A 23123-nucleotide genomic window follows, 5' to 3' on the forward strand; every position below is an offset into this window, starting at 1 on the left:
AGCACTCTGGGGGCCGCCACCCATCGCCGAGTATTCACTCAGTACATATATCGAGTATATAGTCGTGTTCATGAGCACCCGCCATGTCCTTCTGGGACTGCTCGCCGGAGGTCCCAGCCACGGCTACGACCTCAAGCGGCGGTACGACGAACGCTTCCCGCAGGCTCGCCCGCTGGCCTACGGGCAGGTCTATATGACCCTGCAGCGCCTGGTGCGTGACGGTCTGGCCGCCATCGAGGGCACCGATTCCGACGGCGGACCCGAGCGCACCCTCTACCGCTCCACGGATGAGGGATCGCGCGAACTCGTCACGTGGACCGCGGAGATCACCCCGCCGGCCCTTTTCGTGACGAACGAGATATTCGCCAAGGTCGTGGTCTCGATCCTCGTAGCTGCGGCCGCCGACAGCGACCGTACCTCCGACGCGGCCGCGTATCTCCAAGCCCAGCGCACTGCCCATATGGCACGCATGCGCGAACTGACCGCACTGAAGACCGTGCCGGGCACCGATCTCAGCACGGTGCTCTCCGCCGACTACGCCATCGCCCATCTGGACGCCGACGTGCGGTGGATGACCACCACGGCGAGCCGACTCACCACCCTGACCGCGGAGGTCGACACAGCATGAGTACGCAAGCCGAGCAGCCCGCCCGGGCGACAGCGCCCCTACTCAGGGCCGTAGGCCTCAAGAAGTCGTACGGGAGGACCGAGGCGCTGCGCGGCGCGTCCGTCGATCTCCACGCAGGCGAGATCCTCGCCGTCACCGGCGCCAGCGGCAGCGGAAAGTCCACGCTGCTGCACTGCCTGGCGGGGATCGTCCGTCCCGACGAGGGTTCGGTCGATTACGCGCAGGAGCGGATCGACCGGTTGCCCGAGGCGCGGCTCAGCGAGCTGCGGCGCTCCGATTTCGGCGTGGTGTTCCAGTTCGGGCAGCTGATCCCAGAGCTCTCCGCACTCGACAACGTGGCACTGCCGCTGCTGCTCGCGGGGACGGCCCGCGCTGCGGCGCACGCGCGGGCGGACGAGTGGCTGGCGCGCTTCGGAGTGCGGAATCAGGCCGCTCTGCGCCCCGGCGAGTTGAGTGGCGGCCAGGGCCAACGGATCGCGTTGGCACGGGCGTTGGTTACCCGACCGAAGGCCGTCTTCGCGGATGAGCCGACCGGCGCGCTCGACTCGCTCGCCGGGGAACAGGTGATGACCTCTCTGCTGCACGCCGCCCGTGAGTCCGGCACCGCGGTGCTGTTGATCACCCATGACGCACAGATCGCCGCGTACGCGGACCGGGAGGTGTGGCTGCATGACGGAGTCGTCCACTCCGGCACGGCCCAGGTCAACGCTCAGGACGCCGTTCAGGGCGCCGACCGGGTCACCGCCCGGCAGATCGCCCGGGAAGTCCCCCAGGAGGCCGCGCACCATGAAGGCTGACGTCCACATCGCCTGGATACTGACCCGTGGCTCGGACCGCCGCGAGTGGTGGCGGATCTCGCTCACCGCGTTGGGCGCCCTGCTCGCCACGGGCTTCGCACTCGCGGCGGTCACGGTCGCTGCTGTCTCGGGTCAGGTATCGATCCCGTACGGGCACGGCCTGCTGAACCAGCCGGGCGAGCGCGCCGGTGTGGTCCTCACGCTGCTGCTCCTGCTCGTCCCCGTGCTCGGCTTCCTCGGTCAGTGCGCCCGCATCGGCGCCGTGCACCGCGACCGGCGGATGGCCGGGCTGCGGCTCGCGGGGGCGTCGCCCGCGCAGGTGCGGCGCATTTCGGCGCTGGAGTCCGCGTTCGCGTGCCTGGCGGGATCGGCCGGCGCGCTGGCCGTCTTCACCGCGGTCCTCGCCGGCGCCGGTCACATGCCGCCGCCGGCGGCATGGGCGGCCTTCATGCTGGTTGTCCTCGCCGTGCCGGTCGTGGCCGCGCTCGTGAGCGCACTCGCCCTGCGGCGGGTGGTCGCCTCGCCGCTCGGCTGGGTGCGCCGTGTCCGGCCGGACAGCGGACCCCGGACGTTGCTCGCGCTCCTGGTCCCGACGGCGCTGATCGCCGTGGCGCTCTTCGTCCTTGCCGACCGCAACAACCGTCCCGGCGGGGTGCCCGTCCCGTTCATGGTGTTCGCCGTGGTGCTTCTCACCGGAGCGGGTGCGGTCTGGCTGGCCGGAGCGACAGCTTCCTTCATGGGTCGGCGGCTGACCCTCCGCGCGAAGAGCCCCGCAGTGCTGATCGCCGCGGGCCGGCTCAAGGACGACCCGTGGGCCGCCGCGCGCACCCACGCCGCTCTGCTGCTGGTGACCGTCGTCGGGGTGGGTTTCGTTGGCGTGCGGCAGGTGCTGCTCGACGAGTTGCACCGGCGGAGCGGCTACACGGCGGAGGACCTCGACTTCTACACCACGGGGATCGACCTCGCCGGGACCGCAGTCCTGGTGGCTCTCGTCATCAGCCTCTTCGGCCTCGCGGTGGGCACCGCCGAATCCATCGCCACCCGGCGCCGGGGTCTCGCCGCCCAGACCGCGGCCGGGGTACCGCGCGTGGTGCTGGCAAGGACCCTCCTCCTGGAGACGGCACTCCCCATGGCCCCTGCGGTCCTGGTCGCGGGCATCGGTGGCATGGCGGTGCACGTCGCGTACGCCACCCTCGTCGCGCCCGGATCCGTCCCTTCGATGCTCCCGCTGCTCGTACCCGTGCTGGTGTACGCCGCCTGCCTGCTGGCCGCGGCGACGTCGCTGCCGCTGCTGCGGCGCACGGCGCACCCCGCAGAGCTGCGGTTCGCGTAGCAGGCGGCACTCCGCCGAGCCGCACCTCCCCGAGAGATGCGGAAGCCCGGATCGTCACGCTGAGATGCCATCGATCCGGGCCATCGCGTCGTCCGCGCCGAACGGTTGCAAGTACGGCAGCCAGCGCGGATCGCGGTGTCCCGTCCCGATGATGCGCCAGGCGAGGCCCGTCGGCGGGGCAGGCGTCTGATGCAGCCGCCAGCCGAGCTCCGGCAGGTGCCGGTCCGCCTTGACGTGGTTGCAGCGGCGGCAGGCCGCCACGACGTTGTCCCAGGCGTGCTGTCCGCCGCGGCTGCGCGGAATGACGTGGTCGACGCTGGTCGCGGCGGCGCCGCAGTACATGCAGCGGCCCCCGTCCCGGGCGAAGAGCGCCCTGCGGGTGAGCGGTACGGGCCCCCGGTAGGGGACCCGTACGAACCGCTTCAGGCGGACGACGCTGGGGGCCGGGACGGCCCGGGTGGCGCTGTGCATGAAGGCGCCCGACTCCTCAAGACAGATGGCCTTGTTTTCGAGCACGAGGACGAGCGCGCGGCGGAGCGGTACGACGCCGAGCGGCTCGTACGACGCGTTGAGAACCAGGACATGCGGCACGGTGGATGCCTCCTTGTACGCCGGCGGCGCGTGGCTCGCGCCGGGACGATCCGATCTCAGTTTCTCCTTACGCCTGGTCGAAGCGCCACCACGTGCGGGTAACGGGCCGGAAGGATTTTTCTCCGGTGTCGGCCGCCCGTGCCGCCGCAGCGGGCCGGAACAGGCGCTTCCGGGCCGCTGCCGCGCAGGCCGCGGCCTGATGTGCGATCGGACACATGACGCCCGTGCGGGCTCCGTCCCGTAACCTCCGCGCTTTCCCCGAATCCCCTCGTGAGGCGCGTCTCTCCCCCCGGTCACGGCAAGGGAACACTCCCGATGCCCCGTTAGTGTGGTGGGGCCGCCGTCGCCCACCTGGAGGTTCCACCGTGTTCCTGTCCGCCCTGTTGGCCGCAGCTCCGTCGCCCGGGCCGGGCGGCTCGCTGGACGAGGCCGCCGAACAGGCCGGCAACGCCGCGGGCTGGGTGCAGGAGAACTGGTCCACCTGGCTGAACACCGGTCTGCGCATCGTGCTCATCGCCGCGATCGCGATCGTGTTGCGCATCGCGATCCGCCGTGCTCTCACCAAGCTCATCGACCGGATGAACCGCAGCGCCCAGGCGGTGGAGGGCACCGCGCTGGGCGGGCTGCTGGTCAATGCGGAACGCCGCCGTCAGCGCTCCGAGGCGATCGGTTCCGTACTCCGCTCGGTCGCTTCGTTCCTGATCCTCGGCACGGCCGCGCTGATGATCCTGGGCGCGTTCCAGATCAATCTGGCCCCGCTGCTGGCCTCCGCCGGTGTGGCCGGTGTGGCGCTCGGTTTCGGTGCGCGCAACCTGGTCACCGACTTCCTCTCCGGCGTCTTCATGATCCTGGAGGATCAGTACGGCGTGGGCGACACCGTGGACGCGGGCGTCGCCTCCGGTGAGGTCATCGAGGTCGGTCTGCGGGTCACCAAGCTGCGCGGCGACAACGGCGAGATCTGGTACGTCCGCAACGGCGAGGTGAAGCGGATCGGCAACCTCAGCCAGGGCTGGTCGACGGCCGGCGTCGATGTGCCCGTGCGCCCCACGGAGGACCTGGACGAGGTCCGTACGGTGATCACCGAGGCCGCCACGGCGATGGCCAAGGAGGACCCGTGGAACGAGCGGCTGTGGGGTCCCGTGGAGATCCTGGGCCTGGACGCCGTGACGCTGGACTCGATGACGGTCCGGGTGACCGCGAAGACGATGCCGGGCAAGGCGCTGGGGGTGGAGCGCGAGCTGCGCTGGCGGATCAAGCGGGCCTTCGACGAGTCGGGCATCCGGATGATCGGCGCCGTCCCGCCCCAGGCGGACGAGCCGTCCGCGGCCGACCCGACGGCCGCCATGGCCGCCCCCTCGGCGTACGCGTCGGCGACGTCACCGCAGTCCCTGGCCGCGACACCGATCACCCCGCCGCCGAACATGTCGAAGTAGGACCGGCGGTACGAGTCCGCCGTTCGGGTGAGGGGCGCTCCGCGAAGTCGGCGGGGCGCCCCTCACGCATGTGCCGATGAAGCGAGTCGACGTGAACTCAACTCGGTTCCTCCGTAGCCTGATTGGGGATGCGTCGCCGAGAACCCCACGTTCCGGAGGCGGCCCAGGTAACGCTTTGGTTGCCACCGGGGCACCGCCCATTGACGCCCCGGTGACGCGCGCATACCGTCCTCTCACCGAATAGGAAACTTTCCTAACAGAGGGCAGGTGCAGTGCTCATGGCCGGAACCACACCGGGCACCCCCCGCGTTCTGCGGGCCATGAACGACCGGGCCGCCCTCGATCTGATGCTGGAGCACGGGCCCCTCTCCAGGACCCGGATCGGGAAGCTGACCGGCCTCTCCAAGCCCACCGCGTCGCAGCTGCTGGCGCGGCTGGAGGCGGCCGGGCTGGTCGTCGCGACCGGGACCGTGGCCGGGCGGCCGGGGCCCAACGCCCAGCTGTACGCGGTGAACGCGCGGGCCGCGCATGTCGCGGGGCTGGATGTGAACGCCCACCGGATCGTCGCCGCCGTCGCCGACGTGACGGGGGAGACGGTCGGGGAGTTCGAGCTGCGCACCCCGGGACGGCGCGCCGACTCCGTGGTACGGCAGGTGACGGAGGCACTGGACGGGGCGGTCAAGGACGCCGGGCTCACCCACGCCGATGTGCACCGGGTCGTCATCGGCACCCCGGGCGCCTTCGACCCCGGAACGGGGCGGCTGCGGTACGCCTCGCATCTGCCCGGCTGGCACTCCCCCACCCTGCTGGACGAGCTGGCCGCGTTCCTGTCGATGCCGGTCGAGTACGAGAACGACGTGAACCTGGTCGCGGTGGCCGAGCAGCGGCTCGGTGCGGCGCGCGGGCACGACGACTTCGTCCTGCTGTGGAACGAGGAGGGGCTCGGTGCCGCTCTCGTCATCAACGGGCGGCTGCACCGGGGCTTCACCGGTGGTGCCGGCGAGGTCGGCTTCCTGCCGGTGCCGGGCGCCCCGCTGGTCCGCCAGGTCACCAAGGCGAACTCCGGCGGCTTCCAGGAGCTGGCGGGCGCGCAGGTGCTGGCCCGGCTGGCCCGGGAGCTCGGCATCGACGACGCGCCGGTCCGCGGCCCGGGCACCCATCATGAGGTCGCGGCCGGCCTGATCAGCCGGGCCGCCGAGGCCGCGGAGTCGGGCGAGGACGGCCCGTACCCCCGGCTCCTCGATCTGTTCGCCACGGGCCTCGCGACCGGCCTCGCCTCGATGGTCGCCGTACTGGACCCGGAAATCGTCGTGCTGTCCGGCGAGCTGATCACGGCCGGCGGGGAACAGCTGCGCGGCCGGGTCGAGTCCGAGCTCGCCGAGCTGGCGGCCTCCCGGCCCCGGCTGATCGCCGGGGCTGTGACGCATCGCCCCGTCCTGCGCGGCGCGCTGGAGAGCGCACTCGCCACCACGCGTGACGAAGTCTTCGACACGTCACGCTGATCCCCTATTCCGCCGTCACCCTTCGCCCTTCATCCTCCAACGGGAGTCACCGCCATGTCCGGAAACCGCCGGAAGACGGCCGCCGCGCTCGCCGCGACCGCCGCGATATCGCTGTTCGCCTCCGCCTGTACGGGGCAGAGCAACTCCGGTGCCAGTGATGACGCGTCCAAGGACACGACCATCAACTTCTGGCACGGCTGGAGTGCCCCGAGCGAGGTCGCGGGAATCCAGGCCACGATCGACGCCTTCACCAAGGCGCACCCCAACATCCATGTGAAGGTCGTCGGCAACATGACCGACGACAAGATCAACCAGGCTCTGCGGGCGGGCGGTTCGAAGGCCCCGGACGTCGTCTCGTCGTTCACCACGAACAACGTCGGAAAGTTCTGCTCGTCGAAGGCCTTCGTCGATCTGAACCCCTTCCTGAAGAAGGACGGGATCGACCCGGACAAGACCTTCCCCAAGGCGATGAACGAGTACACGCAGTTCGACGGTGTGCGCTGCACCGTGCCGCTGCTCGGTGACGCGTACGGCCTCTACTACAACAAGGACGCCTTCAAGGCCGCCGGCATCACCGCTCCCCCGAAGACCTGGTCCGAATTCGCCGAGGACGCCAAGAAGCTGACGAAGACCAAGGGCGATTCGTACGAGCAGCTCGGTTTCATGCCGAACTACCACGGCTACGAGTCGACGGCCGAGCACTACCTCGGCAGCTGGAACCCGAAGTACTTCGACGCGGACGGCAAGTCGAACATCGCCAAGGACCCGGCGTTCGCCACCATGCTCACCGCCCAGAAGAAGCTGGTCGACGACCTGGGCGGCTACGCGAAGCTGGAGAAGTACCGTACGGCGTTCGGCGACGAGTGGGGCGCCAAGCACCCGTTCCACACGGGCCAGGTGGCCATGCAGCTGGACGGCGAGTGGCGGCTCGGGATGGCCGAGGAGACCAAGCCGAAGTTCGAGATCGGGGTGGCTCCGATGCCCGTCGCCGACGACGAGGCCGACACCTACGGCAAGGGCTATCTGACCGGCACCATCGCCGGCATCGCCGCCACCTCGAAGAAGCAGAACGCGGCCTGGGAACTGGTGAAGTTCATGACGACCGACACCGACGCGGTGGTCGACTTCGCCAACGCCATTCACAATGTGCCGTCCACGCTGGAGGCGCTGAAGTCGCCGCGGCTGAAGTACGACCCGCGGTTCAAGACGTTCCTGGACATCGCCGCGAACCCGGAGAGCACCACCACCCCGCCCTCGGTGAACGGCGGCGCGTACCTGGTGTCCCTGCAGAACCTCGGATTCGACATCGAGAAGGGCAAGCGGACGGACATCAAGGCGGGTCTGGAGAAGACCGCCGAGGAAATCGACGCCGCGATCGCGCAGGCGAAGTAGCACCGCGATGAGCACGAGCACGAGTACGCGTACGAGCACGGGTGCGGGCACGTACACACTCCGTTCGAAGCGCCGCCGGTCGGCGCTTCGGACGGCGGCCTTCATGTCGCCGTGGCTGATCGGGTTCTGCGTCTTCTTCGCCTACCCGCTGATCTCCACGCTCTATTTCTCCTTCACCAGCTACGACGGTTTCGCGGCCCCGGAATTCAGCGGGCTGAAGAACTGGTCGTTCGTCTTCACCGACTACCCGCTGTTCTGGCCCGCACTGCGCAACACACTCTGGCTGGTCGTCGTCATGGTGACCTGCCGGGTGGTGTTCGGCCTCGGGGTCGGACTGCTGATCACGAAGATCAAGACGGGCGCCGGGGTCTTCCGCACCCTGTTCTACCTGCCGTACCTGGCCCCGCCGGTCGCGGCGACCCTCGGCTTCGTCTTCCTGCTCAACCCGGGTACGGGGCCGGTCAATTCGATCCTCGGCGAGCTGGGACTGCCCACGCCGGGCTGGTTCACCGACGCCACCTGGTCCAAGCCGGCGCTGACCGCGCTCGCGGTGTGGGGGGTGGGCGACCTGATGGTGATCTTCATGGCCGCGCTGCTCGACGTACCGAAGGAGCAGTACGAGGCGGCGGCGCTGGACGGGGCGTCCTCGTTCCAGCGGTTCCGCTTCGTCACCCTGCCGAACATCTCGCCGATCGTGATGTTCGCCGTGGTCACCGGGATCATCCAGACCATGCAGTACTACACCCAGCCACTCGTGGCGGGGAAGGTCGCCTCGGGCGTGATGGGCGGCTCCGGGCAGCAGTTCGAACCGGGGTATCCCGACAAGTCGACACTGACGCTTCCGCAGCTCGTCTACAACCTCGGCTTCCAGCGCTTCGACTACGGCTCCGCCTGCGTGGTCGCGCTCGTTCTCTTCGTACTCGCCATGGCGTTCACCGCACTGCTGATGCGGCGCCGCAGCGGGCTGATCCAGGCAGGTGAGTGACGTGGCGCAGGGTCTCGACACCCTCAAGGCAGCCGACCGGGCGACCCGACCGGTCACCCCGGCCGAGCACACGGCACGCCGCAAGGCGCTGCTGCACTGGATCGCCGTGCATTCGCTCGGCGTCGCGGCCGCGCTCTTCTTCGTGCTGCCGTTCGTCTTCCTGCTGCTCACCTCGCTGATGAGCGACCAGCAGGCGCTGACCCGCGATCTGTGGCCGCACCCCTTCGAATGGAGCAACTACCGGAAGGTGTTCGACACCCCGGGCTTCCTGACCTGGTGGAAGAACACCCTGCTGTACGCGGGGCTCGGCACCGTCCTCACCGTCGTGTCGTCGCTGCCCGTGGCGTACGCGCTCGCCAAGTTCCGCTTCCGCGGCCGGCATCTGTCGCTGATGCTCGTCATCTCGATGATGATGCTGCCGCCGCAGGTCGTCGTCATCCCGATGTATCTGTTCTGGGCGAAGCAGCTGGACCTGTCCGGCACGCTCTGGCCGCTGATCATCCCGATGGCCTTCGGTGACGCGTTCTCCATCTTCCTGCTGCGGCAGTTCCTGCTGACCATTCCGAACGAGTACCTCGACGCGGCCAAGGTCGACGGCTGCAGTGAGTTCCGCACACTGCTGCGGGTCGTCGTGCCGATGGCCAAGCCGGGCATCGCCGCCGTCGCGCTCTTCCAGTTCTTCTACGCCTGGAACGACTACTTCGGCCCGCAGATCTACGCCTCCGAGAACCCGGCCGCCTGGACGCTCAGTTACGGCCTGGAATCCTTCAAGGGCGCACACCACACCGACTGGAACCTGACCATGGCCGCGACCGTACTGGTCATGGCCCCCGTGATCCTCGTCTTCTTCTTCGCTCAAAAGGCTTTCGTCGAGGGCGTCACACTGACCGGAGTAAAGGGCTGACCTATGAAGCTCGCAGTAGTTGGTGGCGGGTCCACCTACACACCTGAACTGATCGACGGCTTCGCCCGGCTGCGGGACACGCTGCCCATCGAAGAGCTCGTGCTCGTCGACCCGGCGGCCGACCGTCTCGAACTCGTCGGCGGCCTCGCCCGGCGGATCTTCGCCAAGCAGGACCACCCGGGAAGGATCGTCACCACCTCGGACCTCGACGCGGGCGTCGCCGACGCCGACGCGGTCCTGCTCCAGTTGCGCGTCGGCGGCCAGGCCGCCCGCAACCAGGACGAGACGTGGCCGCTGGAGTGCGGCTGCGTCGGCCAGGAGACCACCGGGGCCGGCGGCCTCGCCAAGGCGCTGCGCACCGTCCCGGTCGTCCTGGACATCGCCGAGCGGGTCCGCCGCACCAACCCGGACGCCTGGATCATCGACTTCACCAACCCGGTCGGCATCGTCACCCGGGCGCTGCTCCAGGCCGGGCACAAGGCCGTCGGCCTGTGCAACGTGGCGATCGGCTTCCAGCGGAAGTTCGCCCGGCTCCTCGACGTCACCCCCGGTGAGGTGCACCTCGACCATGTCGGGCTCAACCACCTGACCTGGGAGCTCGGGGTCCGCCTCGGCGGCCCGGACGGCGAGAACGTCCTGCCGCGGCTGCTCGCCGAGCACGGTGACACCATCGCGGCCGATCTGCGCATGCCCCGGGCGATCGTCGACCGGCTCGGCGTCGTCCCCTCGTACTACCTGCGTTACTTCTACGCGCACGACGAGGTCGTACGGGAGCTCGGCACCAAGCCGTCCCGGGCGGCCGAGGTCGCCGCGATGGAGAAGGAACTCCTCGCCATGTACGGCGACCCGGCGCTGGACGAGAAGCCCGCGCTGCTCGCCAAGCGCGGCGGCGCCTTCTACTCGGAGGCGGCGGTGGACCTGGCGTCCTCACTGCTCGGCTCGGGCGGCAGCCCGGTGCAGGTGGTCAACACGTACAACAGGGGGACGCTGCCGTTCCTGCCGGACGACGCGGTGATCGAGGTGCAGGCCAGGGTCGACGGGACGGGCGCGACACCGCTCGCCGTGCCGGAGCTGGACCCGCTGTACGCCGGTCTGATCGCCAACGTGACGGCGTACGAGGACCTCGCCCTGGAGGCCGCGCTTCGCGGGGGGCGGGACACCGGGCGGGCGGGCGGGAGAAACGCAGTGTTCAAGGCGCTGCTCGCGCATCCGTTGATCGGCCAGTTCGAGTATGCCGAGGCGCTCACCGACAAGCTGATCGCGCACAACCGGGAGCACCTGGCGTGGGCGTGAACGTTTCGGTCCTCGCGATCGATGCGGGGAACAGCAAGACCGATGTGGCGCTGATCGGTGAGGACGGAACAGTGCTGGCGACGGCCCGCGGCGGTGGTTTCCAGCCACCGGTCGTCGGCGTGGAGGCGGCGTTGGACGTCCTGGCCCCGCTGCTCGGACAGGCCCTGGCCAGGTCCGGGCGGAGCGTCGACGGCGTGGAGCATGTGTCGGCGTGCCTGGCGAACGTCGATCTTCCGGTGGAGGAGGCCGAGTTGACCGAGGCCCTGGTCCGCAGGGAGTGGGGCCGCACGGTCGAGGTGCGCAACGACACGTTCGCGATACTGCGCGCCGGGGTGGACGAGCCCCGGGGCGTGGCCGTGGTCTGCGGTGCGGGGATCAACTGTGTCGGCATGGTGCCGGACGGGCGGACCGCGCGCTTCCCCGCCATAGGCCGGATATCCGGTGACTGGGGCGGCGGTTCGGGGCTGGCCGAGGAGGCCATGTGGTTCGCCTCACGGGCCGAGGACGGCCGCGGTGAGCCGACCGAGCTGGCGCGCACGCTGCCCGCGCACTTCGGGCTCGACTCGATGTACGCGCTGATCGAGGCGCTGCACCTGGGCCGGGTCGGGTCCGAGCGCCGGCACGAGCTGACTCCGGTGCTCTTCGCGACCGCGGCGGCCGGGGACCCGGTGGCGGGCGCGCTGGTGGACCGGCTGGCGGAGGAGGTCGTCGCGATGGCGTCGGTCGCGCTGGGCAGGCTGGACCTGCTGGACGAGGAGGCGCCGGTGGTGCTGGGCGGCAGCGTGCTGGCGGCCCGGCACCCGCGGTTGGACGGCAGGATCGCCGAACTTCTCGCGGTACGCGCCCCGAAAGCGGTCGTCCGGGTGGTGACGGAGCCGCCGGTGCTGGGGGCCGCGCTGCTCGGCCTGGACCACATGGGGGCGGCGGCCGGGGTCCGCGAGAGGCTGCGTGCGCAGTACAGGTGATCCGGCCGGTCTCTTCCCTGGGGCGTCCCGCGGCGATTCGCGTCGCGGGATGCCCCTTGCGTACGGGAACCGATCAGTTGTCCCGAACGTGTTCACGGGTAGGGAGATCGGTCCGCTTCGGGGACTGGTCCGCCGATCGGCTTGATCGGCGGCTCAGGCCTTGATCGAATACGTGTGATCGCGTCCGGGTGCGTGTGCTCGCGTCCTCGTACGTGTGATCGCATCCGTGGATCGATGCAGGATCCGGGCGTTCGTGGTGTGGATGTCGGTCCCTGCGGCCATACTTCTGGCCGGGCACCATCCCCCGACCGGCCGGGGGCCGGGCCACCGTCAGTGACCGAGGGGGAGGTCGGGTGACACACCCGCCGAATGTACGCACCGCGCCGGAACACCCGCGGGCGCAGCCGCCCGTGCCCGCGACCGTGCCTGTTCCGCCGCAGCGCGGCGTCTGGTCCGTGACGGCGGAACGACTGCGGGCCGCGGCGACGACCGAACCGGGCAGGCTGCGGATCGTCGGGGCCGTACTGGCCCTGCTCGTCGTCGCGTTCGGGGCCGTGACGGCCTTCGAGATCGCCGACCGGGCGTCCGCCGCGGACGACGTGGTGGGCCGCAGTCAGCCGCTGAGCGCCGACGCGGCGGCCATCTACCGCTCGCTGGCGGACGCCGACACCACTGCGGCGAGCGGCTTCCTGGCCGGGGCGCAGGAGCCGCGCGATGTCCACGACCGGTACGACAGGGACATCAAGGAAGCGTCCCGCCTCCTGGTGAAGGCCGCGGCCAACACGGACACGTCGACCATGTCCGGGCACGAGATCACCACGCTCAACGAGGAACTCCCCCGGTACACCGGCCTGATCGAGCGGGCCCGCGCCAACAACCGGCAGGGCCTGCCGCTGGGCGGTGCCTATCTCCGGTACGCGAACCAGCAGATGACCAACGTCCTGCTGCCGGCCGCCGAGCGGCTGTACGCGGCGGAGACCGGCAGACTCGGCCGGGACAACGACGCGGCCAGGGCCTGGCCGTTCTTCTCGCTCGGGCTCGGAGTCGTGGCACTGGCCGCGCTGTTCTGGGCGCAGCGGCGCAACTACCGCCGGACGAACCGGGTGTTCAACCACGGTCTGCTCGTCGCGACGGCGGCGTCCACCGTGGTGCTGCTGTGGCTGGCCGTGGGGCACACGGTGGCGCGGTCCGAGCTGCATGCCGCCGATGTGAACGGGCAGCAGTCCCTCGATGTCCTCAACCACGCGCGGATCGACTCGCTGAAGGCGCGCGCAAATGAGAACCTCACTCTGGTCGCCCGAGGCGCGGTGCTCACCCCGGACGGCAAGAACGACAAGTACGAGACCGACTACACCACGGACATCAAGGCCCTCGGCGAGGAGCTGAGGAGAGCCGGGAAGCTTGCCGACGACGACCGGGGGAGCGAGCCGGTGACGAAGGCCGTCGACGCCGTCTCCGAGTGGCAGAGCCGCCACCGGACCGCCCGCACGGCCGACGACAGTGGCGACTACGAGGGTGCGCGGACGCAGATCATCGGGCCGAAGGACTCGACGGGTGAGTCCTTCGAGCGGGTGGACGACGCGCTGGAGCTGGCGCTCGCCCATGAACAGGACGAGTTCACCCGGGCCGCGAAGGACGGGCGCGGGGCGCTGGGCGGGCTGCCGACCGGGGCCGCGGCGCTGGCCGCACTGGCTGCCGTGGCCTCGATCGTCGGAGTCAACCGCAGGCTCTCGGAGTACCGGTGAGAGGGGGAGCGATGACCAGGAAGCGCACGGGCCGGTGGTCCACCCGCGGCGGGCTGCGCGGCTGGGGCGGGGTGACGGGCATGGCCGTGGCCTGCGCGGTGACGGCCTCGCTCACCCTGCTGCCGCTCTCCCACGGCGGCGCCGACGTCTTCGGCGGTGACGCCTCAGGGCTGGGTACGGCGCAGGCCGTGCAGACCAGGGCCGACGACTGCACGGACCCGGAGGCGAGCCTTCCGCCACGGTCCGACAGCGGTCCGGACATCGAGAAGATCAAGCGGCGCGGAAAGCTGATCGCGGGTGTCGACCAGAACAGTTTCAGCTGGGGATACCGCAATCCGGCGGCGGACAAGGACAAGGACCAGCTCGAAGGGTTCGACATCGATCTGGTGCGGGCCATCGCCGAGAACATCCTGGGCGACCGCGACGCGGTGATCTTCCGGGCCATCCCCACCAACCAGCGGATCGCCGCCCTGCAGAACGACAAGGTCGACGTCGTCGTCCGGACGATGACCATCAACTGCAGCCGGCTGAAGCAGGTCTCGTTCTCCACGGCCTATTTCCAGGCCGGGCAGCAGGTCCTCGCGCCGAAGGATTCGACGATCACCGGGTTCGACAAGTCCTTGGCCGGGAAGCGGATCTGCACCGCCGAGGGCTCCACCGCCTACGAGGCGCTGGAGAAGCAGTCGTTCGGCGCGGTCTTCAAGGACCCGCACGACGGAACGGCGGCCGACGAGGACCGGCTCACCGTCCCCAACCAGCTGGACTGCCTGGTGCGGCTGCAACTGGGCGAGGTCGACGCGATCGTCACGGACAACGCGCTGGCGGCCGGCCAGGCCGCCCAGGACCCGGCGGTCGAGCTCAAGGGCGACAAGCCGTTCACCACCGAGTACTACGGCGTGGCGACGAAGCTCGGCGCGAACGATCTGGTGGCCCGGGTCAACCAGGTACTGGTCGACTACCGCAGGGGTGGTAAGGACAGCCGCTGGATGCGGTCGTACCGGGACTGGCTGGAGGACGGTCTGCCGGGGATAACGGCGCCGCCGGCCCCCAAGTACCGGAGCAACTAGTGCCGGGTCGGCCGGGTGTGCGCGACGGCGCGGACCCGGCCGGCGAGGCAGTGGACCTGATCCTGCCGGGCCCGTCCCGGCAGGAGGAGCGGAGAGGTGATCGATGGGCGTTGCGGGCCCCTTCCCCGGCTACGCGGGGAGGCCCCCCGGCCCGGTCATGGACCGGGACGAGGTGGACCGTGCGCTGGCCCGGCTGGGCGCGGAGCACGAGGCGATCGAGACCTCGCTCCTCGCCCTGCAGGACCACGCGGGCCGCCGGCTCCTGGAGGGCGCCGATCTGACCGGTGTCACCAAGGAGCGCTGGGCCACCACCGAGCAGTCGATCACGCTGCTGTGGGGGTATTTCGACGCCTACGCGGGGGCGCTGGCCGAGGCCCGTACGGTGCGGGCGCGTCGGCGGTACCCCAACCGGGACGATCTGCTGGCCCTCACCGAACTGCTGCGCGGCCAGGGCATCACCGTGGCGCACGCGGCGGGCCGCCCCGATCCGTCGGTCACGGGCCCGGCCAAGCTCTCCGAGCGGTTCACGCTGGAGGAGCTGGTCGCCCGGATGAACGAGCTGTACGCCCGTTCGCTGGACATGGTCGTCGCGTCCGACGCCGTGTGGTCCGCGCTGCCCGCCCGGATAGACCTGCTCGCCGCCGAGCTGCACCGCACCCGCTCGCTGGCGCACTCCGTCGGCGTACGCCCGGGTGAGCACCCGGCGGGTGACGACCTGGCGGCGATCACCCATGAGCTGACCACGCTGCGGGTGCAGGTGATCTCCGATCCGCTCGCCTTCTGGCTGTCGGGTCCCGGGAGTTCGGCGCCCGGCGGCGGCCGCCCGGACACGACGCGCTACGACCGGGCGGCCCGCGCCCTGGACGACGTGCGCCGCGAGATCGAGGCCGTGCTCGCGGTCCGGCAGGACGCCGAGCAGCGGCTGGTCCAGCTGCGTGACGTCCTCTCCCGCGCGGACCGCACCCTGACCGAGGCCCGGTCGGCGCGCGGCGAGGTGCTGGCGAAGATCGCCGCGTCCGAGGTGCCCGCGGTGAGCGGTCCGGCGACCGCGCTCCAGGAGCGGCTGGCCACCGCTTCGGAGTACCGCAGGCATGCCCAGTGGCACCGGCTCTCCCCGCTCCTGGAGACCCTGGAGCGGGAGGCGGAGGAGGAATTGCTGCGGGCCCGTGCGGCGTTGACCGCGGTCACGGCCCCGCTGGCCGTACGGGCGGAGCTGCGCGGCAGGCTCGACGCGTACAAGGCGAAGGTCGCCCGGCACGGTCTGGCCGAGGACCCGCTGCTGATCGAGCGGTACGACGCGGCGCGCCGGATGCTGTGGAGCGCGCCGTGCGATCTGCGGGTCGCCGCGCAGGCCGTGCTGCGCTACCAGGAGACGGCGGCCGAACTGCTGTCCCAGCGCCAGGCGTCGGGTCCGGAGGACCGGCGATGAGCACGTCTACGTACACGGTGGAAGGGCCGCTGCGGCGGCGGGGCGAACAGGGGGACGGACCATGAGTACGCAGTGCCAGCGCCCCGAGTGCGAGGGCAGTTACGAGGACGTGGGCGGCGGTGAGCTGTACTGCGACACCTGTGGTCTGGCTCCGGTCGTCTCATCCGTGGGGTCTCCCCCGTTCGAGCGCGGCCGAGAACTTGGGGACGGCCTGGTGAGCTCGCCGCCCACCGGGATCGCGGGCGGCGGCAGGGCGAGCAGTCGGGGCACTGGGGGCAGCGCAGGCAGTCGGGGCAGCAGCAGCAGTTCGCGGGCCTCGTCCCGGGCCTCTTCGCGTTCCTCGTCCCGTTCGTCGACCTCGCGGCGTTCCGTTTCGGGGCGGCTCTCGCGCTCGCTGTCCGGTGGCGCCACGTCCCGTTCGGTTTCGGTGCGTTCCTCCGGTTCGTCCACGGGCGGGTCCGGCCGGGGCAGGCTGGGCGCGGGCCTGGTGCAGGTGCCGGACGTGCCGCGTCCGGACCCGCGCTCGGCGGTGATGGCGAACCCGGAGGTGCCGGAACGCAAGCGGTTCTGTTCGCGCTCCGACTGCGGGGCGCCGGTGGGCCGGGCCCGGGGCGAACGGGCGGGCCGTACGGAGGGGTTCTGCACCAAGTGCGGTCACCCGTACTCCTTCGTGCCCAAGCTCGGCGAGGGCGACATCGTGCACGGCCAGTACGAGGTCGCGGGCTGTCTGGCGCACGGCGGGCTCGGCTGGGTCTATCTCGCGGTCGACCGTGCGGTGTCGGACCGCTGGGTGGTCCTCAAGGGCCTGCTGGACACCGGTGACCAGGACGCCATGGCGGCCGCCATCTCGGAGCGCCGCTTCCTCGCCGAGATCGAGCACTCCAACATCGTCCGGATCTACAACTTCGTCGAGCACCTCGACCAGCGCACGGGCTCGCTCGACGGCTACATAGTGATGGAGTACGTCGGCGGCAAGGCGCTCAAGGAAATCGCGAACGAGCGCCGCACCCCGGCGGGGAAGCGTGATCCGCTGCCGGTCGAGCAGGCGTGCGCGTACGGCATCGAGGCGCTGGAGGCCCTCGGTCATCTGCACAGCCGCAACCTGCTGTACTGCGACTTCAAGGTCGACAACGCGATCCAGACCGAGGACCAGCTGAAGCTGATCGACATGGGCGCGGTCCGCAGGATGGACGACGACGAGTCGGCCATCTACGGCACGGTGGGGTATCAGGCGCCGGAGGTCGCGGAGACCGGTCCGTCGGTCGCCTCCGATCTGTACACGGTCGCCCGGACGCTCGCGGTGCTCACCTTCGACTTCCAGGGCTATACCAACGTCTTCGTGGACTCGCTCCCGGACCCGGACAACATCGAGGTGTTCCGGACCTACGAGTCGTTCTACCGGCTGCTGGTACGGGCCACCGACCCGGATCCGGCGCGGCGGTTCGCCTCGGCGGCGGAGATGGCGGAGCAGCTGACGGGCGTGCTGCGCGAGGTGGTGTCGCTGCAGACGGGGCGGCCGCGCCCGGCGCTGTCGACGCTGTTCGGCACGGAAGTGCGGGTCACGGACACGCAGTTGTTCGCCGAGCTGATGGACGATGTGTCCCGGCTGGGGGCACGGGCTGCCGCGTCGGCGCCGTCCGGGCGCTCCGGGCGGCGGCGGACCGGGGCGAGGGCCGCTGCCATGGGTTCGGCCCCGGTCCTGCCCGCGGTGCCGCCCGCCGGACCGGGGCCGGGCGCGCTGCCCGCGGGTGCGCCGGCCGCGGCCGGTTACGCCGCGCCGGGTGCCGGTCCGCTGACCGCACCGCCCACGCACGTCCGGGCCGGCGGCGCAACGGGACCGGGCGGCGCGGCTTTCCGCGGCGGCGCCCTCCAGAGCGGCGCGGCCTTCTCGTACGCGCAGACCCAGGCCGCGATTCCGGGCCCCCGGCTCCCGGTCGGCGATCCCGGCGCGCCGTCGGTTCCGTACGCCGCCGAAGGCCCCCGGCCGGCCGGGCTCGACGTGCCGTCCACCTCGCTCGCGCTGCCCGTGCCCCGGGTCGATGCGAGCGACCCCAACGCGGGCTTCCTCGCCGGCCTGATGACCACCGCACCCGCCGAACTGATCAGCGCGCTGCAGGCCGCACCCGCGCCGTCGCTGGAGACCCGGCTGCGGGAGCTGCGCGCCCGCCTGGAGATGCGCGAACTCGGCGCCGCGGGGCAGGCCCTGACGGAGCTGGAGATCACGTATCCGGACGACTGGCGGGTCGTCTGGTATCGCGGCGTCACCTCGCTGGTGACCGGCGACAACGAGAACGCGGCGCTCTCCTTCGACGCGGTGTACGACGCGTTCCCCGGTGAACCGGCGCCCAAGCTGGCGCTGGGGATCTGCGCGGAGGTCCTGGGCCAGCTGGACAACGCCGCCGAGTACTACCGGCTGGTGTGGACGACCGACCCGAGCTTCGTCAGCGCCGCGTTCGGCCTGGCCCGGGTACGAATCGCCGCCGGGGACCGGGCCGGGGCCGTCAGGGCGCTGGAGTCCGTGCCGGAGGCGTCGATCCACTACACGGCGGCCCGGGTCGCCGCGGTGCGGGCCCGGCTGCGTGAACGGGCGCCGGACGAGCCGCTGATCGCCGATCTGATGGCCGCCTCGGCCCAGGTGTCGGGGCTGGTCGGCTTCGGTCTGGACGCGGTGCGCCGGGAGCAGTTGTCCACAGAGGTGCTGGGGACGGCGCTCGACTGGGTACTCTCCGGTAGCCCCACGGCTTCGTCCTCGCACCCGCAGGCGCACGCGTCTGCCGGGGCGGACAGGCCGAAGACACTGCTCGGCAGTGAGTTGGACGAACGTGGCCTGCGTTTCGGGCTGGAGCGTTCGTACCGGATGCTCGCCCGGCTTGCGGAGCCCGGCGACGAGAGGATCGAACTGGTGGAGCGGGCCAACCGTTTCCGCCCCCGGACGTGGGTGTGAAAATGTCGCAGAAGCCCCAGGAGACGGCCTTGTCGAAGTGCCCCGGCTGCGAGGAGCCGCTGGAGCCGGGGGACCTGTTCTGCGGTGCGTGCGGGTACGACCTGTCGGCCGTGCCCGAACCGCCGCGGGACCGCCCGACGATCGCCATGGCCGCGCCTGCGGAGAACGGCGCGGCGTCCGCCGCCCGCACTCCGGCGGAACACCCGGCAGCGGTCCGGTTCGACGCACCGGGCGGATCGGGTGGACCAGCCGGGTCGGGGGGGTCGGGCGGACCGGGCGACTTCGAGCTGGCCGCGCCGGGGGCCGTGCCCGGAACCGGCCCCGGGGCCGCACAAGAGGCCACGTCCGGGGCCGCGCCCGCCGCCGCGCCGCCGGCCGGGGCATCGGCGCCCGCACCCGATCCCCGCACCCCCGCCGCGGAGCTGTCCGCCACGACGCCGGCCGGCACCAAGCTGTGTGTGGCCTGCCGGGCCGGCCGGGTCGACACCGACGGCTACTGCGAGAACTGCGGTCACGCCCAGCCGCGCGAGCGCGACCACATGGAGCAGGAGCTCGAATCGGTGGCCGTCGTCAGCGACCGGGGCCTGCGCCACCACCGCAATGAGGACTCGTTCGCGGTGTCGACCACCGCGCTGCCCGACGGCTCACCGGCCGTCGTCGCGATCGTCTGCGACGGTGTCTCCTCGGCGAGCCGCCCCGACGAGGCTTCGGCGGCCGCCGCGAGCGCCGCCAACGAAACGCTGCTGGAGTCGCTGTCGCGCGGCACCCATCCGCAGCAGGCGATGCACGAGGCGATCGTCGCCGCCGCCGAGTCGGTCAACTCCCTGGCCCAGGAACCCGGCAGGGCCATGGAGCACGATCTGCACCGCCACCAGAACGCCCCGGCGTGCACCCTGGTCGGCGCGGTCATGGCGGGCGGCCTGCTGGTCGTCGGCTGGGTCGGCGACAGCCGCGTCTACTGGGTGCCCGACGACCGCAGCAACCCGCCCGCCCGGCTGACCGAGGACGACTCCTGGGCCGCGCAGATGGTGGCGGCGGGCCTGATGAACGAGGCCGAGGCGTACGCCGACGACCGCGCCCACGCCATCACGGGGTGGCTCGGCGCCGACGCGTACGAGCTGGAGCCGCACACCGCGTCCTTCAAACCGGACCGGCCCGGTCTCGTGGTGGTGTGCACGGACGGCCTGTGGAATTACGCGGAGTCGGCGGCCGAGATGGCCGCGGCGGTGCCGGCCGACGCGCACCTGCGGCCGCTGCACGGCGCCCAGGTGCTGGTGGGTCACGCGCTCGACGGTGGGGGCCACGACAACGTAACAGTGGCTCTCCTGCCGTTCGCGGTACCGCCGCAGGGGGCAGGATCGGCGTGCGACGACACATGAGTTCCGTTCCGTAACGCTTGATTCCGATTCCAACTCAGCGCCTTCGCCCGCTTTTCTTCCCTCACAGCTGTCTTCATCCGACACCTGGAGTCTCAAGGAGCCGATCAGATGGCCAACTTCTCCAAGTCGCACGTGCCGCAGTTCTCCGTCGAGGTGTACCAGAACGAATACCTGCCGGAGGGCGGTCGCGAGGTCAACGCCATCGTCACGGTCACCTCGACCGGAGGAGGCACCACCGGCGGCGTCCCGCTGTCCGGCGCGGCCGCGGCGCCTTCGCGCGTGTCCGGGCAGGTGCCGGGGGCCGCCGTGGTGATCATGGTCGACTGCTCCGGTTCGATGGACTATCCGCCGACGAAGATGCGCCATGCCCGCGATGCGACGGCCGCCGCGATCGACACCCTGCGCGACGGCACCTCGTTCGCCGTGGTCGGCGGCACGCACGTCGCCAAGGAGGTCTACCCGGGCAACGGGCGGCTGGCCGTGGCCGACGCGCAGACGAAGGCCCGGGCGAAGGAGGCGCTGCGCGCGCTCAGCGCCGGCGGCGGTACGGCGATCGGCACCTGGCTGCGGCTGGCCGACCGACTGCTCGGCGCCGCCGATGTGGAGATCCGGCACGGCATCCTGCTCACCGACGGCCGCAACGAGCACGAGGCGCCGGAGGATCTGCGGGCCGCACTGGAATCCTGCGCGGGCCGCTTCACGTGTGACGCCCGCGGTGTCGGCACCGACTGGGAGGTGAAAGAGGTCACAGCCGTCGCCGCCGCGCTGCTCGGCACGGCCGACATCGTCGCCGACCCGGCGGGACTGGCCGCGGACTTCACGCAGATGATGGAGAACGCGATGGGCAAGGAGGTCGCGGATGTCGCGCTGCGGCTCTGGACGCCCGTCGGGGTCGAGATCAAGTTCGTGAAACAGGTCGCGCCGACGGTTGTCGATCTGACCGGCCGCCGCACCACGGCGGGCCCCCGCGCCGGTGACTACCCCACGGGTTCCTGGGGCGACGAGTCCCGCGACTACCACGTGTGTGTACAGGTGCCGGAGGCCGGGATCGGGCAGGAGATGCTGGCGTCCCGGGTCTCGCTGATCCTTCCCGACCCGTCGGGCGGCGCGCCGCAGACGCTTTCTCAGGGCCTGGTACGCGCGGTGTGGACGGAGGACATGGTGGCGTCCACCTCGATAAACCCGCAGGTCGCGCACTACACGGGGCAGGCGGAACTGGCACAAGTCATCCAGCAGGGGCTCGATGCCCGCAAGTCGGGAGACTTCGACGGAGCGACCGCGAAACTGGGCCGTGCGGTGCAGCTGGCATCGGCGTCCGGGAATGAGGAAACTGCAAAACTGCTTTCGAAGGTGGTGGACGTCGTCGACGCGGCGACCGGTACTGTGCGACTGAAGGCGAAGGTCGCGGAAGCGGACTCGATGACACTCGAAACCCGCTCCACCAAGACCGTGCGCGTCAAGAAATAGCCACACAGAGTCGAGCCGTCCGGCCGGAGCGATCCGGTGCCGGGTGGCGAAGTGCAGCAGAAATTAACGGCCCCCGGGGCCGGACGAGGAGAGGGGGAAGCGCCGACATGCCGACCTGCCCGAACGGACACCAGTCGGGTTCCGACGACTGGTGCGAGGTCTGCGGACATCGCATGACCGGGGCGGGCGCGCCTGCGGGTGCAGTCCCCCCGCCGCCTCCCCCGCCGCCCGCCCCCGGTTACGGCTACCAGCCGGGCCCCGGCCCGGACGCGACCCAGCAGGCCGAACTCTGCCCGCAGTGCCGCACGCCGCGCGAGGCGATGGCGCCGTTCTGCGAGGAGTGCCGCTGGAACTTCCTCACGAACACCGCGACGTCGTACACACCGCTGGCGCCGCACGGCGTTCCCGGCCCTCCGCCGGGTCTCAACCTGCCGCCGGGCTTCCAGGCGCAGCAGCCGCCGGGCCCCCAGCAGCAGCGCGACCCGTTCGAGTACCAGAGTTCGCGACCCTCGCAGGTGAACCGCCCGGCCGAGCCGCTCTCCCCCGACCAGGGCAGCCGCCCCGGGCCGCCCCCGCCCCCGGCTCCGGGGCCCCAGTCCCCGCAGCCGTTCCAGCAGCAGGGGCCGCCGCCGTCCTTCCAGCAGCAGCAGTCGGCGCCGCCCGCGTTCGGACGGCCCGGTCCGACCGCCCCGCCTGCGCCGCAGCAGTCGCAGCCGCCGCAGCCGCTCCGGTCCGGCGATGACGCCGACTGGATGCTGTCGCCGCCGTCGGCCCAGGCTCCGCAGCCGCCGGCCCCACAACAGCAACAACCGCAGTTCCCGGGCCAGAACCAGCCACCCGCGAGCTGGACCGCGGTCATCGCCCCGGACCGTGAGTACTTCCTGGCGATGATGCAGCGCAGCGGCCCCGAGGCGACCGGGCTCAACCTGCCCGCGTACTCACCGGAGCAGCAGCTTCCGCTGACGGGCAACCAGATCACCATCGGCCGCCGCAGGCAGAGCACCGGCGAGTCCCCGGACATCGATCTGTCCGTGCCGCCGGAGGACCCGGGCGTCTCGCACCAGCACGCGGTGCTGGTGCAGCAGCCGGACGGCAGCTGGGCCGTGGTCGACCAGAACTCCACCAACGGCACCACGCTCAACGGCGCCGAGGACCCGATCCAGCCGTACGTCCCCGTGCCGCTCCAGGACGGCGACCAGGTGCATGTCGGGGCGTGGACGACGATCACGATCCGCCGGGACTGACTTCGGACCGGCCGCAGACCGACCG

The 23123-nt window shown here is 71.2% G+C and carries 19 protein-coding genes; 17 read left to right on the forward strand and 2 right to left on the reverse strand.

All coding sequences use genetic code 11. The features are described 5' to 3' along the window. Nucleotides 1-70 precede the first annotated feature (70 nt). The 3 genes from OG306_RS12260 to OG306_RS12270 are packed head-to-tail and all read left to right on the forward strand — an operon-like array spanning nucleotide 71 to nucleotide 2758. Complete coding sequence (locus OG306_RS12260; protein WP_266746227.1) at nucleotides 71-628, forward strand: PadR family transcriptional regulator; 558 nt, start codon at nucleotides 71-73, stop codon at nucleotides 626-628. Further along, nucleotides 625-1425 (forward strand): ABC transporter ATP-binding protein, encoded by an 801-nt coding sequence (locus OG306_RS12265; RefSeq protein ID WP_266746228.1) that lies wholly within the window; start codon nucleotides 625-627, stop codon nucleotides 1423-1425. Before OG306_RS12260 ends, OG306_RS12265 begins: the two co-directional genes overlap by 4 nt. Continuing rightward, a complete protein-coding gene (locus tag OG306_RS12270; protein ID WP_266746229.1) occupies nucleotides 1415-2758 on the forward strand; it encodes an FtsX-like permease family protein in 1344 nt (447 codons plus the stop codon). The genes OG306_RS12265 and OG306_RS12270 overlap by 11 nt, the downstream gene beginning before the upstream one ends. 54 nt (nucleotides 2759-2812) lie before the next feature. Here OG306_RS12270 and OG306_RS12275 read toward each other — a convergent pair whose 3' ends face one another. Beyond that, nucleotides 2813-3349, reverse strand: coding sequence for an HNH endonuclease (locus tag OG306_RS12275; RefSeq protein WP_266746230.1), 537 nt, complete (start codon nucleotides 3347-3349; stop codon nucleotides 2813-2815). Between the two features lie 365 nt (nucleotides 3350-3714). Here OG306_RS12275 and OG306_RS12280 point away from each other — a divergent pair, with 365 nt between their 5' ends. The 10 genes from OG306_RS12280 (at nucleotide 3715) to OG306_RS12325 (ending at nucleotide 16064) form a co-directional block, all read left to right on the forward strand. Continuing rightward, nucleotides 3715-4782 carry a mechanosensitive ion channel family protein gene (locus OG306_RS12280; protein WP_266746231.1) on the forward strand — a complete coding sequence of 356 codons (1068 nt, stop codon included), beginning with the start codon at nucleotides 3715-3717 and terminating at the stop codon, nucleotides 4780-4782. Between the two features lie 278 nt (nucleotides 4783-5060). Then, nucleotides 5061-6284, forward strand: a complete 1224-nt coding sequence (locus tag OG306_RS12285) for an ROK family transcriptional regulator (protein ID WP_266746232.1) — start codon at nucleotides 5061-5063, stop codon at nucleotides 6282-6284. A gap of 54 nt (nucleotides 6285-6338) precedes the next feature. Continuing rightward, nucleotides 6339-7676, forward strand: coding sequence for an ABC transporter substrate-binding protein (locus tag OG306_RS12290; protein WP_266746233.1), 1338 nt, complete (start codon nucleotides 6339-6341; stop codon nucleotides 7674-7676). A gap of 103 nt (nucleotides 7677-7779) precedes the next feature. Further along, entirely contained in the window at nucleotides 7780-8661 is an 882-nt protein-coding gene (locus OG306_RS12295; RefSeq protein WP_266752177.1) for a carbohydrate ABC transporter permease, read from the forward strand. A 1-nt stretch (nucleotide 8662) separates the two neighbouring features. Next, nucleotides 8663-9565, forward strand: a complete 903-nt coding sequence (locus OG306_RS12300) for a carbohydrate ABC transporter permease (RefSeq protein ID WP_266746234.1) — start codon at nucleotides 8663-8665, stop codon at nucleotides 9563-9565. 3 nt (nucleotides 9566-9568) lie between these two features. Further along, nucleotides 9569-10858 carry a 6-phospho-beta-glucosidase gene (locus OG306_RS12305; RefSeq protein WP_266746235.1) on the forward strand — a complete coding sequence of 430 codons (1290 nt, stop codon included), beginning with the start codon at nucleotides 9569-9571 and terminating at the stop codon, nucleotides 10856-10858. Then, nucleotides 10849-11823: an N-acetylglucosamine kinase gene (locus tag OG306_RS12310; RefSeq protein ID WP_266746236.1), complete on the forward strand. Its 975-nt coding sequence runs from the start codon at nucleotides 10849-10851 to the stop codon at nucleotides 11821-11823. Before OG306_RS12305 ends, OG306_RS12310 begins: the two co-directional genes overlap by 10 nt. A gap of 353 nt (nucleotides 11824-12176) precedes the next feature. After that, complete coding sequence (locus tag OG306_RS12315) at nucleotides 12177-13568, forward strand: hypothetical protein (RefSeq protein ID WP_371665275.1); 1392 nt, start codon at nucleotides 12177-12179, stop codon at nucleotides 13566-13568. Nucleotides 13569-13579: 11 nt separating this feature from the next. Beyond that, nucleotides 13580-14635, forward strand: a complete 1056-nt coding sequence (locus tag OG306_RS12320) for a glutamate ABC transporter substrate-binding protein (protein WP_266746237.1) — start codon at nucleotides 13580-13582, stop codon at nucleotides 14633-14635. Between the two features lie 103 nt (nucleotides 14636-14738). Continuing rightward, nucleotides 14739-16064 carry a hypothetical protein gene (locus OG306_RS12325; RefSeq protein ID WP_266746238.1) on the forward strand — a complete coding sequence of 442 codons (1326 nt, stop codon included), beginning with the start codon at nucleotides 14739-14741 and terminating at the stop codon, nucleotides 16062-16064. Between the two features lie 99 nt (nucleotides 16065-16163). Here OG306_RS12325 and OG306_RS40905 read toward each other — a convergent pair whose 3' ends face one another. After that, entirely contained in the window at nucleotides 16164-16514 is a 351-nt protein-coding gene (locus OG306_RS40905; RefSeq protein WP_432762231.1) for a hypothetical protein, read from the reverse strand. On the opposite strand from OG306_RS40905, the gene OG306_RS12330 reads away from it, so the two are divergent. The 4 genes from OG306_RS12330 to OG306_RS12345 all read left to right on the forward strand — a co-directional run bounded on the left by OG306_RS12330 (nucleotide 16492) and on the right by OG306_RS12345 (nucleotide 23098). Beyond that, nucleotides 16492-19008 carry a tetratricopeptide repeat protein gene (locus OG306_RS12330; protein WP_432762232.1) on the forward strand — a complete coding sequence of 839 codons (2517 nt, stop codon included), beginning with the start codon at nucleotides 16492-16494 and terminating at the stop codon, nucleotides 19006-19008. The genes OG306_RS40905 and OG306_RS12330 overlap by 23 nt on opposite strands. Beyond that, nucleotides 19005-20387, forward strand: a complete 1383-nt coding sequence (locus OG306_RS12335) for a protein phosphatase 2C domain-containing protein (RefSeq protein ID WP_371665277.1) — start codon at nucleotides 19005-19007, stop codon at nucleotides 20385-20387. Before OG306_RS12330 ends, OG306_RS12335 begins: the two co-directional genes overlap by 4 nt. Nucleotides 20388-20495: 108 nt before the next feature. Then, nucleotides 20496-21854 (forward strand): vWA domain-containing protein, encoded by a 1359-nt coding sequence (locus tag OG306_RS12340; RefSeq protein ID WP_266746241.1) that lies wholly within the window; start codon nucleotides 20496-20498, stop codon nucleotides 21852-21854. 107 nt (nucleotides 21855-21961) lie between these two features. Next, nucleotides 21962-23098 carry an FHA domain-containing protein gene (locus tag OG306_RS12345; protein WP_266746242.1) on the forward strand — a complete coding sequence of 379 codons (1137 nt, stop codon included), beginning with the start codon at nucleotides 21962-21964 and terminating at the stop codon, nucleotides 23096-23098. Nucleotides 23099-23123: the final 25 nt, after the last annotated feature.

The organism is Streptomyces sp. NBC_01241 (assembly GCF_041435435.1).
Classification (GTDB): Bacteria; Actinomycetota; Actinomycetes; order Streptomycetales; family Streptomycetaceae; genus Streptomyces.

What these genes read in the sequence shown, in the direction of transcription:
- OG306_RS12265 (WP_266746228.1), top strand. Translation starts at nt 625, where the DNA reads ATGAGTACGCAAGCCGAGCAGCCCGCCCGGGCGACAGCGCCCCTACTC.
- OG306_RS12345 (WP_266746242.1), top strand. Translation starts at nt 21,962, where the DNA reads ATGCCGACCTGCCCGAACGGACACCAGTCGGGTTCCGACGACTGGTGC.
- OG306_RS12285 (WP_266746232.1), top strand. Translation starts at nt 5,061, where the DNA reads ATGGCCGGAACCACACCGGGCACCCCCCGCGTTCTGCGGGCCATGAAC.
- OG306_RS12305 (WP_266746235.1), top strand. Translation starts at nt 9,569, where the DNA reads ATGAAGCTCGCAGTAGTTGGTGGCGGGTCCACCTACACACCTGAACTG.
- OG306_RS12295 (WP_266752177.1), top strand. Translation starts at nt 7,780, where the DNA reads ATGTCGCCGTGGCTGATCGGGTTCTGCGTCTTCTTCGCCTACCCGCTG.
- OG306_RS12340 (WP_266746241.1), top strand. Translation starts at nt 20,496, where the DNA reads ATGGCCAACTTCTCCAAGTCGCACGTGCCGCAGTTCTCCGTCGAGGTG.
- OG306_RS12260 (WP_266746227.1), top strand. Translation starts at nt 71, where the DNA reads ATGAGCACCCGCCATGTCCTTCTGGGACTGCTCGCCGGAGGTCCCAGC.
- OG306_RS12325 (WP_266746238.1), top strand. Translation starts at nt 14,739, where the DNA reads ATGGGCGTTGCGGGCCCCTTCCCCGGCTACGCGGGGAGGCCCCCCGGC.
- OG306_RS12320 (WP_266746237.1), top strand. Translation starts at nt 13,580, where the DNA reads ATGACCAGGAAGCGCACGGGCCGGTGGTCCACCCGCGGCGGGCTGCGC.
- OG306_RS12290 (WP_266746233.1), top strand. Translation starts at nt 6,339, where the DNA reads ATGTCCGGAAACCGCCGGAAGACGGCCGCCGCGCTCGCCGCGACCGCC.
- OG306_RS12270 (WP_266746229.1), top strand. Translation starts at nt 1,415, where the DNA reads ATGAAGGCTGACGTCCACATCGCCTGGATACTGACCCGTGGCTCGGAC.